General features: G+C 36.4%; 10 protein-coding genes. 6 read left to right on the top strand and 4 right to left on the bottom strand.

Annotated features, from left to right (window positions below):
* Nucleotides 1-168: 168 nt before the first annotated feature.
* The 5 genes from SJY30_RS05130 to SJY30_RS05110 all read left to right on the top strand — a co-directional run bounded on the left by SJY30_RS05130 (nt 169) and on the right by SJY30_RS05110 (nt 7,296).
* Nucleotides 169-678, top strand: a complete 510-nt coding sequence (locus SJY30_RS05130) for a DUF6155 family protein (RefSeq protein ID WP_396634527.1) — start codon at nt 169-171, stop codon at nt 676-678.
* 3 nt (nt 679-681) lie between these two features.
* On the top strand, nt 682-1,611 hold the full coding sequence (locus SJY30_RS05125; protein ID WP_396634526.1) for a 2-hydroxyacid dehydrogenase: 930 nt from the start codon (nt 682-684) through the stop codon (nt 1,609-1,611).
* 98 nt (nt 1,612-1,709) lie between these two features.
* Complete coding sequence (locus SJY30_RS05120; RefSeq protein ID WP_396634525.1) at nt 1,710-3,221, top strand: DEAD/DEAH box helicase; 1,512 nt, start codon at nt 1,710-1,712, stop codon at nt 3,219-3,221.
* A 164-nt stretch (nt 3,222-3,385) separates the two neighbouring features.
* Nucleotides 3,386-5,599 (top strand): hypothetical protein, encoded by a 2,214-nt coding sequence (locus tag SJY30_RS05115; RefSeq protein WP_396634524.1) that lies wholly within the window; start codon nt 3,386-3,388, stop codon nt 5,597-5,599.
* Between the two features lie 449 nt (nt 5,600-6,048).
* Nucleotides 6,049-7,296, top strand: a complete 1,248-nt coding sequence (locus SJY30_RS05110) for a glycosyltransferase (protein WP_396634523.1) — start codon at nt 6,049-6,051, stop codon at nt 7,294-7,296.
* Between the two features lie 208 nt (nt 7,297-7,504).
* Here SJY30_RS05110 and SJY30_RS05105 read toward each other — a convergent pair whose 3' ends face one another.
* From SJY30_RS05105 to SJY30_RS05090, 4 genes are all read right to left on the bottom strand, one after another.
* Nucleotides 7,505-7,870 (bottom strand): hypothetical protein, encoded by a 366-nt coding sequence (locus tag SJY30_RS05105; protein ID WP_396634522.1) that lies wholly within the window; start codon nt 7,868-7,870, stop codon nt 7,505-7,507.
* Nucleotides 7,870-8,268 carry a hypothetical protein gene (locus tag SJY30_RS05100; protein WP_396634521.1) on the bottom strand — a complete coding sequence of 133 codons (399 nt, stop codon included), beginning with the start codon at nt 8,266-8,268 and terminating at the stop codon, nt 7,870-7,872. Before SJY30_RS05100 ends, SJY30_RS05105 begins: the two co-directional genes overlap by 1 nt.
* A 5-nt stretch (nt 8,269-8,273) precedes the next feature.
* On the bottom strand, nt 8,274-9,647 hold the full coding sequence (locus SJY30_RS05095) for a hypothetical protein (RefSeq protein ID WP_396634520.1): 1,374 nt from the start codon (nt 9,645-9,647) through the stop codon (nt 8,274-8,276).
* Between the two features lie 177 nt (nt 9,648-9,824).
* Nucleotides 9,825-11,012 carry a TlpA family protein disulfide reductase gene (locus tag SJY30_RS05090; RefSeq protein ID WP_396634519.1) on the bottom strand — a complete coding sequence of 396 codons (1,188 nt, stop codon included), beginning with the start codon at nt 11,010-11,012 and terminating at the stop codon, nt 9,825-9,827.
* Nucleotides 11,013-11,425: 413 nt separating this feature from the next.
* Between SJY30_RS05090 and SJY30_RS05085 the strand changes: the two genes are divergently transcribed.
* Entirely contained in the window at nt 11,426-13,270 is a 1,845-nt protein-coding gene (locus SJY30_RS05085; RefSeq protein WP_396634518.1) for a cystathionine beta-synthase, read from the top strand.
* Nucleotides 13,271-13,281 lie beyond the last annotated feature (11 nt).

Genomic DNA, 13,281 nt, shown 5'->3' with positions numbered 1-13,281 from the left:
TTGTTTCGAATTTAGAAGTTGTACAAGTTTACAGTATAGTGCAATTAATTCAATTTTCCTAATGAATTTGACTATACTTCTACAGCATTTATTAGCTTTAACAAAGATTTAAGCTTTTAGGCAGTTGTTTTTCTAAAGCTTATTTTTGAATATAGACACTAGATTTTTATGAGTAAAAGGGCATTGAAAACGTATATATCCAAGCTACCCAAAAAGGCGCTTGAAGAGCAAATTCTAGAGCTGTACGAAAAATTTCCGGCCGTAAAAACCTATTATGATTTTGCCTTCAACCCCAAAGAAGATAAGTTGGTACAAGATGCCAAGGCAAAAATATCAAACGAATATTTTCCACTAAAGCGCAGAAGACCAAAAGCCAGGCGTTCCGTAGCTCAGAAATTTATTAAGCATTTTATAAAGTTAGGGGTAGATCCTCATTTAATCGCTGATGTAATGTGCTATAATCTAGAAATCGCACAGACCTTTTCTATGGAGAAGAATGTGCCAGACTCCTTCTACAGAAGTATGCTCAATTCATTTAATGAAGTGATACAGTTTACTACCGTTCAAGGAATTTTTCCGGAGTTTAGAGTGCGTATCCTAAAAATATACACAGAAACCCAGAATCAAAAATGGCTTTTTGAAGACGAATTCTCAAAAGCATTGGATATTATAGATTAGCTTATGGCAATAGTAGTAATACGACAAGATGATAGAATTGACCTTTGGAAAAATGCCTTGCAGAATGCTGATACGGCTGTAAACGTATACAGCTATCTTGAAGAGCATCCAAAAGAGGAAATATCCATGGCGGTTATCTGGAAACACCCTAAGGGATCATTGACCGATTATCCTAATCTAAAATGTATTGCTTCTGCAGGTGCTGGTGTAGATTATATCTTCGAAGATGATACACGTCCTAAGAACATACCTATTACTCGTATTGTCGACCCTTACCTTGCTAGTGATATGTCTGAACATGTGCTGGCGGTTATTCTAGCACATCTAAAAAATTTAAATCAATATAAGTTAGATCAAGTATCTCATGTTTGGCAACCCAAACAATACATGCGCATTAAAGATGTTACCATCGGTATTTTAGGTCTTGGTGAATTGGGCGCGCTTACTGCAAGTGATCTTTCTTCATATAATTTTAATGTTCAAGGTTGGAGCAGGAGTAAAAAAGATATTGAAGGCGTACAAACTTTTGCCGGGGCAGCCGAACAAAAAGAATTTTTAAATGCTACTGATATATTGGTATGCCTATTACCATTGACTCCTGCAACAGAGGGTATTCTAAATGAAGACCTTTTATCTCAGCTGCCTAAGAATGCATTTGTTATTAATGTTGCCCGTGGCGGTCATATGGTAGATAATGAATTAATTGCCTTGCTAGATAGCGGACATTTATCGGGTGCTTGTCTAGATGTGTATCATACGGAACCCTTACCTAAAAGCCACCCGTTCTGGAATCATAAAAAGGTACATATGACTCCGCATTACGCTAGTGTTTCAGATACCAGTTCCGTGATTCCGCAGATCATTGAAAATTATAAAAGGTTAAGTTCTGGAGAAAAATTGCAAAATTTAGTAGATTCTGACAAGGGATACTAAAATTGTTTTTTCAAGTTTTTTATTTCCTAGACCCATAAAAATCATATAATTTTATAAGGTTTTTGCATTATTAACATAAATAAACGCCTACAAACCTTTTGAAGCTACAAAACGAGACCACTGAAAAAACCCTGTACGATTATCAAGAGGAGGATCTACATTCTATATTCAAATATTTAGAAGAGAACGGCGATAATTCTAACCTGCTGTACCAATTACCTACTGGTGGTGGTAAAACCGTGGTGTTCTCTGAAATCGCCAAACGCTATATCGCAAAGACCAATAAAAAGGTCATTGTACTTACACACCGTATAGAACTAAGTCAGCAGACTTCTAGAATGCTGAACGGTTTTGGAGTAAAGAACAAAATCATAAATAGCGAGGTAAAAGAGTGGCAAGACCAAGACGAGTTCATGTGTTTTGTTGCCATGGTAGAAACACTGAACAATAGATTACAAGAAGAGAAGGTTGAAATCAATAATATAGGGCTTGTTATTATTGATGAGGCACATTACAATTCTTTCCGTAAGCTTTTTAAGTTTTTTGAGAACTCTGTAATCCTTGGGGTAACGGCAACTCCGTTAAGCTCAAATATTAAGCTCCCCATGAAAGACAACTATAAAAAGTTGATTGTGGGGGAGTCTATAGGATCTTTGATTCAGAAAAAATTCTTGGCTAAGGCAAACATGTATAATTATGATGTTAGTCTACAAACCTTAAAACTGGGTATTAGTGGTGATTATACGGTAAAGTCTTCTGATGAGCTTTATGGTAACCACAGTATGCTCAACAAGTTGGTTTCTGCGTATAATGAAATTGCAAAAGGTACCAAGACCTTGATTTTTAACAATGGTATAAATACGTCTAGATACGTTTGTGAAACCTTTAGAAAAGCGGGTTATAATATTCGTCATCTAGATAATAAGAATAATGCCGCAGAGCGAAAAGAGATTCTCAAATGGTTTAAAGAAACACCCGATGCTATTTTAACTTCGGTAAGTATTTTGACTACGGGTTTTGACGAACCTAGTGTAGAGACCATTATTTTAAATCGTGCAACACGTTCCCTTACCCTGTATTTTCAAATGATCGGTCGTGGTTCTAGATACCTACCTCAAAAGCAAGAATTCAATGTTATTGATATGGGTAACAATGTCGCCCGTTTCGGACTATGGAATGCAGGTATCGATTGGCAAGAGATTTTTCATTTTCCAGATTTTTATTTGGAGAATATTAAGAACGATGAAGAGATAGAACGAGAGTTTGTCTATGAAATGCCAGCAGATCTACGTGCGGAATTTGCAAATTCTACCGATATCGATTTTGACATTAAAGCGGAATACAAGAAAAGTTTCGCCAACGGGGAAAAATCTAAATTGGTACTGGAGAAAAGTATAGAGCAGCACGCAAAAATTTGTGTAGAGAATTCTGAAGATGTTTTTGATGCCCGAATCCTAGCCAAAAAACTGAAGGAAGAAATAAAATACCGTGTACGTCAGTATTCTTATTGTATTATGAACAATACCAAGAACTATAAAGAATGGCTGGAAGAAGATTATGAACGAAAATTGCGTTCTAAGATCTCTAAGTTGTTCGCCGCTAAAATGTGATTTTCACATGGATTAGGTATTAAGAATTATAACTTATCTGGTTATTGATTCTATATTCTAAAGTGTACTTTATTATCTTATTTTTAAAAATCGGCATGGCGTTATTTATATCGCTAGAAGTTGGTTAAATTCAAGAGCTTGAACAACTACAACGCTCTCAACTAATGAAAAACCACTTACTTTATCTTACCCTTGTTTTAACCATTATATTTTACGGCATTACCGGATATCATTTTCTTACGGGATGGCATCCTATTATAATGATGTGTATTGCCATTAGTATAGGTTTGCTCATTAATTTAATCATCTACGGACTCTTTATTCTTATCGGGAAGGGTTTGCAGGATATTCCTTTAAAATCTACAACGGCCGTACTTAGTACCATTGGTGTTTTAATTATTTTAAAATATATTGGTTTTGGCTGGCCAACGTTATTTTATAGTGCTATCATAGCATTGGGTATTGCATTTTGCATTGCCTTATACAGGTACCAACTAAAACGTAGTTTATTTTCAAGCCTTTTCTTGCTTATCGTTTTTATTGGTGTGGGCTATATATTTTACGTGTTGTCAAATAGTGGTTCTGACCCTTATGAGAAGGAAACACCTCTTGCTTTTGCTGAACAAAGTGGGGCATTACTACCAGAAGCATCGTTTACAAATCCGGCTGCTGTAGGTTCCTATGCCGTGAAAACATTTACATATGGTAGTGGTACAGATGAGCAACGTGAAGAATTTTCAGCGGGTATCACTTTTAAGACCAATACTGTTGATGGCAAATGGTTAATACCGGATTGGAAAGATAAAAAGAAGAAATGGCGCGAACGGTATTGGGGTTTCGGTGCGGAAAACTTTCCTTTAAATGGTAGGGTATATATGCCCGAAGGTAACGGACCATTTCCTTTGACCCTAATTGTGCACGGTAATCACAGTATGATCGATTATTCTGATGATGGTTATGGCTATCTAGGAAATCTATTGGCCAGTAGGGGAATTATAGCAGTGTCGGTCGATGAAAATTTTTTAAATGGACATTGGTCGGGTGATTTTAGAGGTAAAGAAATGCCAGCTCGTGCCTGGTTATTGCTAAAGCATTTAGAGCAGTGGAGAAATTGGAATGGTGAAGATGGTCATGAGCTTTCCCAAAAAGTAGATATGGAAAATATTATGCTCGTTGGGCATTCTCGTGGTGGAGAAGCGGTTTCCATTGCTGCGGCGTATAATCCGTTACCTTATTTTCCTGATCAGGCTAAAGAGAAATTCGATTTCAATTTTAATATTAAAGGGGTAGTGGCATTGGCACCTACAGATTATAGATATGACCGTAAAATAGTATTGAACAATATAAATTTCTTGAGCATACAGGGTTCTTATGATGCCGATGAAGTGAGCTTCTGGGGAATGCGACCTTATCGTCGTTTGAAATTTACCGACAGTATTTCAAGATTTAAATCGGGAGTATACATTCACCATGCTAATCACGGGCAGTTTAATTCCACTTGGGGCAATTCAGATTTTGGTGCTCCTTCAAAGTGGTTGTTAAATCTAGAGCCATTGCTAAAAGAAGCCGAACAACAAGAAGCCGCGAAGGTATTCATCAGTGCTTTTGCCGAAGCTACTTTAAAAGATAATCAAGCATATCGTTCTATATTCAAGAATGTAGCTACGGCAAAAGAATGGTTACCTGTTGAACATTATTTGACTTCTTTTGAGTCATCTGATTTTCATACTATAGCTGATTTTGAGGAAGATATTGATATTACCACGGCAATAGATTCCACAAAAATACAAGCGACCAACATTGCCTTATGGAAAGAACAAAACCTACCTACGCGCGATGAAGGTAGTCAAGAAAACAACGCGGTTATCTTAGGATGGGATGATGAAAACGCAACGAATTCCTCGGAAAAAGGAATGTATGAACTAACGCTTTCTGCGGATGATTCTATTCCGTTTTCAACAAACTCTAGCTTACAATTCACACTAGGAGCAGGAAATCACGAATGGTTAGATGTTAATTTGACCGATGCACAAAAGGAAGCCAAAAGGGATGATGATAAACGGGAAGTACCACAACTAGATTTTACGGTGCAATTAACTGACGATACCGGACAAACCAGTGCCTTAAAAGTGAGTGAAATTAAAGGCATTACAAAACCTTTAAAAACTAGGTTTACAAAATTTAAGTTCTTGGATAAAGACATGATCGGTAATGATTGGGAAGTGCAGTTACAGACCTACCATTTTCCAATGCAAGCATTCTCCATTATAAATCCGGAGTTTAATGTGGAAGCCATAAGGTCTATCAAGTTTATTTTTGATCAAACGGAATATGGGGTAGTAGTGCTTGATGAAATTGGTGTTTCTGGGGAGGATTAGTTGATGGTTGTCCGTCATAGCGAGCGAAGCGCGGCTATCTGTTTGTTTGGAACACGCTCACTTCGGCTACGCTCAGTGACCTTAACTTTCTTACTTAACGCTTTGTCAGTTCGAGTGAATTTCGAGGCACGAGAAATTTGCTTGCCCGCCGATTAGGAGGGTATCGAGAACCCTTTCGTGTACCAAAGTTCTCGATACCTGTCCGCCGGCAGGCAGGCATCTTTTAAGTTTCCGCTATGCTACAACTAAAAAGCCACTCGAAGTGACAATATTACTAGACTAGAACACTGGAAACTGAAACTGCCTACTGAAACTGATACTGAAAACTATTTTCTAACAAACAACGAACAGATTGCCACGTCGCGAAAAGGGCCTCGCAAAGACGTTGTAGAACTAAAACTTGCCAACCAATAACCATTTCCCGTACTTTGTACTTAATACTTCGGACTTTGTACTCAAAAGAACATCAAAAAACCCTTCTCGTAATCGCCCTCGTATGGCCCGAACCTGCATCTACTGCTGCTGGGGTACGTATGATGCAATTATTAGAGGTGTTTAAAAAGCAGGGATATATTATTACCGTTGCATCTGCGGCTTCTAAATCGGATTATTCCGCGGATATAGAAGCTCTTAGTTTTCAAACGGCGGATATTAAAATGAACGACAGTTCTTTTGATGTTTTCGTAAAAGATATGAATCCTGGTGTGGTGTTGTTCGATCGTTTTTTGACCGAAGAACAGTTTGGGTGGCGTGTGGCGGAGAACTGCCCTAGCGCACTTCGTATGTTAGACACCGAAGATTTACATTCCCTACGTCATGTACGTGAGCAATGCTTTAAAAAAGATATTCCGTTTACTACGGATGCTTGGTTAGCAGATGATAAAACCAAACGAGAAATTGCCAGTATATATCGCTGCGATCTCTCTTTGATTATTTCTAGCTATGAGCTGGAATTACTGACCGATGTACTCAACATAGATAAAAGTCTATTGTTGTTACTTCCTTTTATGGTCGATGAAATCACTACTGAAACGAATTGGAAAACTTTTGAGGAAAGAACTGATTTTGTATTCATAGGTGGCGGAAAACACGCGCCCAATATTGATGCTGTAAAATGCTTAAAAACTACTATCTGGCCACTAATTCGTAAACAATTACCAGTATCGAAATTGCATATTTACGGAGCATATTTGCCTCAGCAAATTCTAGAAATGCATAACCCTGCAACCGGATTTCTTGTACACGGTAGGGCAGAAGATGTTAATGAAGTCATGCAATCGGCAAAAGTATGTCTAGCTCCGCTACGTTTTGGTGCGGGTATAAAAGGAAAACTACTTTCAGCTATGCAAAACGGCACACCTAGCGTTACCACAACTATTGGTGCTGAGGGTATGCACGGCATTCTGGACTGGAATGGCTATATAGAAAACGACCATACCGCTTTTGTGGAAGCTGCTATTAGATTATACACCACACAACTCACTTGGCAAAATGCCCAAGATCAAGGGAAAACTCTGATCAATACCTTATATGCTAAAGCGAGCTTGGAAAATTTGTTGGTAGCGCAATTAGAACAGCTTCAAAAAGATTTAGCTACCCATAGAAAAAAAAATTTTACAGGTGCTTTGCTACAACACCAAACTATGACTGCCACCAAGTTTATGAGTAAATGGATTGAGGAGAAGAAAAGGGGGTAAGTTTGGGTTTCGTTGTCGTTCAGTATAAGAAATGTAGGGCAGATGATAAGCACTGTCTTTCGAATTCACACTAAGCCAAATTTACATATTTTGCTTTTATTTTTTTCTAAATGCCAAATTGAAAATTAGGCGACATCATAAAGAAACCTAAGCCTTTAAATTAAGTCTAAACCGCCCTATGTTTTTTATACATTGTTACCCACCGTTTTTATAAATATATTTTATCACCTTTTGGATTTTCTTTAGTTGTCCACCTTCTATATTCGTTAGTATATTTTCTACGAAATCTGTCCATAGAAGCCTTAAATTGTCCAATAATTAAAATTGCATCACTATTTGTCGGTAATGTTTCCTCATCTAGTAAATCTAGAAAATCAATAGTTGGTTCATTTTTAAGACCTTCTTTAATTTGAATTAAAAGTCTATTTACATTCTTAACTTTGAATGTATTTAAAGGTTCGTCTGGTTTCTTTTTAGAGAATTCTTTCATTTCAAGATAAACAGACTCTAATAGCTGGTTTAACATTTTAAAATGCTCAACTTCAGCTTCTGTTGGTAAATATTTTTCAGCCATTATTTTTTAATGTTTTTTGGTGGATAAGTTTCACGTTTTTTTGATTTTTTCCAGTAATAGTAAATTTTAGCAATTCCTCCACTAGAAGTCCATTCTACGTGTGAGTATATATTTTTCTCTCTAAAACTTTCCATACAGTTAAGGTATTGAGAAAGCACTAATGTAACATCACTATTACTTGGGATTTCTTCTTCTAAAAAAGCCTCAAAATCATCAAATGGTTTATATTTATCTCCTAGAATTTTATTACTGCTCTTAAGTACTTGATTAACTAATTTTAGTTTAAAGTTATTAAGAGCATCTGTATATGATTTTTTAGATAATGTAGATACTTCTACGTGAAGTCCCTCTAGCTGATTTAAGGTTTTTTCAAATATGTCTATTTCTTCTTCTGTCATAATTTCTAGGATGGACAAGCCCTTGTAAATTCAATGTATTTTTTCTTTACTACTTCAATAGGGTTTCTTTGTTTACTAATAAAAACTTGTGTCATTAACTTCAAATCCGAATCGTCCAAGATTAATATACATCTTCTTTGACCAGACCATAAATCAATAGTGTTTTTGAATACTTTTTTTGGTGGTGGTTTTCTAGTAATAATTATTCCGAATCGTCCAAATTGGTCGTTTAAATATCTGTTAAGTTGAAAAATATGTTCTCGACTAACTTCTGCTACATTTTTTAATTCAAATACTATTTGCTTGGAAGCATAATCGTTATAAATCTCTTTTAAAAAATCTGTCGAAGTGTTATTAAAGAAAATCAAATCTCTTATTAATACTCCTGAATCGGTTCTACTTTGTTCTTTTGCAAAATCTAAATGTGGATAGAGTAGTGAAGCTAAAAGTTGACAAGTGTTGTCTTCAAATTTTCTGTCTGCATTGTCTGTCTTTCCAGTAGGAAGTTTTGTTATAGTAGAAATTTTTCTTTTAGCAGAAGTTATAGGTATTTGATTAAAAAGTGGGTCATTTTTACAATCTTCACTTTGTTTTTCTTTAATTGCAGTATAAGCTTTTACTATATCATAATTATGTCGATTAAAGTTCAAAAGCTTGATTCTATCAGGAAATTGATCTCTTTTATTATGAATGTTATTAACGTAATAATTTTTGAAATAATCATCTGGGTTTATCCAGGGAATGTGTTTCAGCCATCTTTTCGGGGTAAATAGAATTGGTTCTTTCGTAATTGGGTTTACAGGTAAATGTGTTTCTTCTTTTCCAAATTCTAATTTCTTTGGATTATAAATGTTATTAAGCGTGATTTTTTCAATTGGTATTCCATATTTTTCGGATTGTTCAATTGTGAAATCAACTAAAAAGGATTGAATAAAATTGCAAGATATATCGCTAACTCTATCTTTAGAGAAATTTTCAACTAACAATTGTAATTCCTCAAAATGCACGAATCCATTTTTTTGAATTTGTGGTATTGAATTAAATTGATTTAAAATTTTAGAAGCAAGTTTTTCTCCAATTCTTTTACCTTTTTTAGTTTTTGAATTTCCAAGACCAACTTCATCACATTCTGAAGCTCGAATTAATAATTCAATTGCTTCTTTTTCTTTTCCTTTATTGAATAAGTGACCAATATGATTAAAACTATTTGTAATTAAAAGATGTAATGAAGAATCTTGAAGTGATGGCGATTTCCACATCAAAAACGGGTCAACATATAAAGGAATATCTTCATCAATAAATGGAATTGCAAAATCGACCTCTTCTTGAGTTATTGGGATATTGAAAAAATCATTAAGTCTTGGTCGTATTATGCTCATTTTCAAATGTTGGGTAACGTGGAGCTAAAAAGAGTTTCAATTCTTTTTAGCATTAAAAGTATTACGTTTTCGGGGAGAGAAAGCTAAGTTCTATATTTCAATGGTTGTACGCAAGTACTTACAAAATGAGTTATTCATAGTTATCAACGAAAAAGGTAATTATAATACAGTTCTTCCTTATTTTTTAATTCTACTTCTCACCAAATCCATCAATTCATCACCATGTACATTTTTAGCAATGACTACGCCGCTATTATCTAAAATGAAGTTCGCAGGTATGGTACGTACACGTATTTTCTTTAAGAAAGGGGCATCGTCTCCTTGTAAGTCAGATGATTGCAGCCAACGATAGGCACCATCGCGTTTTGCGGCGGCTTTCCAGCTTCTTTCATCACTTTCTAAGGCATAGGCAAGTATTTGTAAACCTTGGTCGTGGTATTCATTATAAAGGGGCGCTAGAACTTTTCTATTCTCTATTCTGCAAGGTGCACACCAAGATGCCCATAAGTCCACAATCGTCAATTTTTCACCCAACACATCATTTAAAAGCACGGTGTCTTTGGTCATCATAGGCAATTGAATATTAGGGAATTTATCCCCAATCAATACCGGTAAATTTTTCGGTTCGCTTTCTTTACACAGTTGCTTCACCCAAGGGTGATCGGGTTGTGTTTTCTTCCATTTGGTGCATTGGTCCACTAAAAATTCCGGTACACGTTCATAATCATTTTCGGGGCTAACCCAACGTAAGGCTACCATAGCGGGTAGTAGATGCGGAGTGCTATTTGCAAATTCTATCAATGCTGTTCGGTATTGTAATACGGCATGTTCTTTTGCCATTAATTCATCACCTTCTTCCACATTCCATTGGGTATTGGCAAGGTGGGTTTGGTAAGCTTCTTGTTTTATATCCCTTAAGTTCAGTAAAGCCCTATTCATCTCCGAAGGGTTATCAGTAGAAAAGCTTTTTTGAAATTCAGTAAACCTTGCGGTTATTTGTAACTGTTCCCCATTTTGCCAAACTATAGGCATATAATTAGCACTGGTACTAAGGTCATTGTTGAAATAGTTGCCCGCTTTTGCTGTGGGTTGCACGGCTAACTCGTATAACGTCGGTTTTTTGGTATCAGCTAGGTTATTGAACTCAAAACGACCATCAGTATGTACAATGGCGGAGTCTATGATTTTCCCTAAATAAGAAGCTGCCACATGCTGTAGGTCCTCCGGTTGAATTAAGTAGATTTTAGTGTTTTCCTTTTCAGCATCTTCTACTGTGCCCGATATGACTGCGGGTGAATTACATGCCATAAGATTCAGAACCAATAAGACAACACCGCTAATGATTTTAAAAGAGTTTCTATCCATGTATTTAATTATTCCCGGCGCTAACTAATTGAATTTTTGACCGTCTTGACCAATGGTAACGAAGTTCGTTTTTTCAAGAATAGAATGCAAACGTTTAAAATTTGCATTTTTTTAAATTGAATTATGATTTCATAATTAACATGCTGACCGGTCGAGTGAATTTCGAGGTATGAGAATTTAGTTTACCTACTGTTTAGGATGGCGCAGTCGAGGGGAATGAAAACTGAACAATGCCTACAAAATACGCTAACCTACATGAAAAAGATTGCCACGTCGCGAAAGGCTCGTCGCAAAGACGTTTTTAATTTTACACTACCAACTGCTACGGTTTACTGAGAACTGAAACTGCCTACCGAAAACTTTAAATACGTTCAATTATTACGTAATTTTGAATAGTCAAAAAGAGGATAAAAATGGAGCTAAATAAAATGCTAGAATATATTTCAAATGTTATTAAAAATATGCCACAAGATTGGTTGAACCTAACGACCCATCGATTGGATATTTATAACGAAGAACTAGCGAAAGTTCAATTTTTAGACCAGTTTGAAGTTTTAGCGAAAGCGCATAATGCAAACGCAGCTGCACTAGAAAATTTACCTACGGCTTATGACTATATTCGTTTAGGTCATCCGTTGTCTTGTATTTTAGAATGGGCTATTGGCAATATCAATCATCTTGCATCTGAACAAGTAATAAGTTTTCAGTCAGAGACCATGCCTATTTTATCCATTTTAAGAACAAATTTATTTAAGCAGAGCAATACGTTGATTGCCTATACGGGTGAATTCCCCAGTGCTCTTGATGTGGAAGTATTGCGAGCTGTTTACGGTTATACGTTTGAAATAAAGCAAGTTGATTCAGCTTCAACTTTAGCCGCTTTTGATGGTAGTGTCATTTTTGTATCTGAACAAGATGAGATTGCCGCTGTGGATATCAATCCGAATATAGATTTTTATATTAATCTTCATGGTGATTTAGGTAGCGTGCTTTTGGTAAATGGGGAGCAGAATACAAGCTATATTTCAGACATTCAGCACGTAAGAAGAAGAGAGACCGTTGCCATGACTCCCGCAAACTGTCTGGTAGCTTTACAGTCTTTGATTCATCAAACTAAAAACGATACTAAAAAGGAAAATTCAGCAGAAAACAAGGCTGCCGTATTAGATGTGATACGAGAGGTGAGCGGTGCCAATACATTGCCATTGGTAGCTTCTAGTGGATTATCCATACAATACGCCATTATGATGGGCTTGGTGCATCATGCATTGGAAGACCATAAGGGGAAGGCCATCAAAATCGTTGTTCCTCCAAATTGTTATGGTGGTACCAATGACCAGGCTAGGCGAGTAGCAGCCTGTAGCGATGCTATTGAAATCGTTGATTTACCTGTGGATGGAGACAATGATATGGTTAAGAGTATAGATAAGGTTTTGAATAAATTAGCGAAAGAAGATGCCATACCCTTTATCATTGCAGAAATACCGACTAACCCAAGGGTTGAAGTCCCGGAGCTAAATAAACTTAGGGAAGCCTTGAGTGCAAAAAGAAAAACCGCAAGTGGAGGAGAGGCCATAGATCCCGTATTTATTTTGGATCAGACGTTTTGCCCTAATGTCCATTTTCTGGGAGATACCGATATTCTTTCATCCGTGAGAACCATTTCTTTTGCAAGCGGATCTAAATTTCCAAGTGGCGGAAATTGTACGGCAGGTTATTGTATAGCGAATAAAAAGGCGGAAGCTTTAATTGAAAAAATAGAACTGCATTTGAGCCTTTGCGATAATGAAGCAACCGATTTGCAGTATGAAATTTTAGCAAAGCAAATGCCCTCTATGAACGAGAGAATTCATAAGGCTTATGAGAATACGCACGAATTTGTAGAGTTCATTTCAGAGGTATTACCAGACGCTAAAATCAATTTTGTATCGGATGAATTGGCATCGGAAGGATTTACGCCATCTGTATTTTCATTAGACCTACCTACAAAAGGAGATACAGCAGAAGAACGTGAAGCCTACAAACGAGAAATGAACCATAGATTGATCAACTTAATGATCACCGAGATACCAAATGAAAGTAAGTACTGTGTAAGCTACGGACAACTACATGGTTGTTATTGGACCATACCGGCTACTTCTACGCAAGGCACTACGAAAGAAGATGACAAGGATTATATTGCCCGTGTATCCCTTTCTCCAGATTTAGATTTGGAGCAGCATAAAAAGGTATTCAAGCAGTTTGTGGATAGTATGTAATTGCCGATGAA

Source organism: Maribacter sp. R86514, assembly GCF_044597005.1.
Taxonomy (GTDB): domain Bacteria; phylum Bacteroidota; class Bacteroidia; order Flavobacteriales; family Flavobacteriaceae; genus Maribacter.
The sequence above is the reverse complement of the archived record's forward strand: the minus strand, read 5'-3'. Positions and strand labels throughout refer to the sequence as shown.

Bases quoted from the DNA above. Each gene is read 5' to 3' on its own strand.
- SJY30_RS05130 (WP_396634527.1), top strand. From the start codon at position 169: ATGAGTAAAAGGGCATTGAAAACGTATATATCCAAGCTACCCAAAAAG.
- SJY30_RS05125 (WP_396634526.1), top strand. From the start codon at position 682: ATGGCAATAGTAGTAATACGACAAGATGATAGAATTGACCTTTGGAAA.
- SJY30_RS05115 (WP_396634524.1), top strand. From the start codon at position 3,386: ATGAAAAACCACTTACTTTATCTTACCCTTGTTTTAACCATTATATTT.
- SJY30_RS05105 (WP_396634522.1), bottom strand. From the start codon at position 7,870: ATGGCTGAAAAATATTTACCAACAGAAGCTGAAGTTGAGCATTTTAAA.
- SJY30_RS05100 (WP_396634521.1), bottom strand. From the start codon at position 8,268: ATGACAGAAGAAGAAATAGACATATTTGAAAAAACCTTAAATCAGCTA.
- SJY30_RS05095 (WP_396634520.1), bottom strand. From the start codon at position 9,647: ATGAGCATAATACGACCAAGACTTAATGATTTTTTCAATATCCCAATA.
- SJY30_RS05090 (WP_396634519.1), bottom strand. From the start codon at position 11,012: ATGGATAGAAACTCTTTTAAAATCATTAGCGGTGTTGTCTTATTGGTT.
- SJY30_RS05085 (WP_396634518.1), top strand. From the start codon at position 11,426: ATGGAGCTAAATAAAATGCTAGAATATATTTCAAATGTTATTAAAAAT.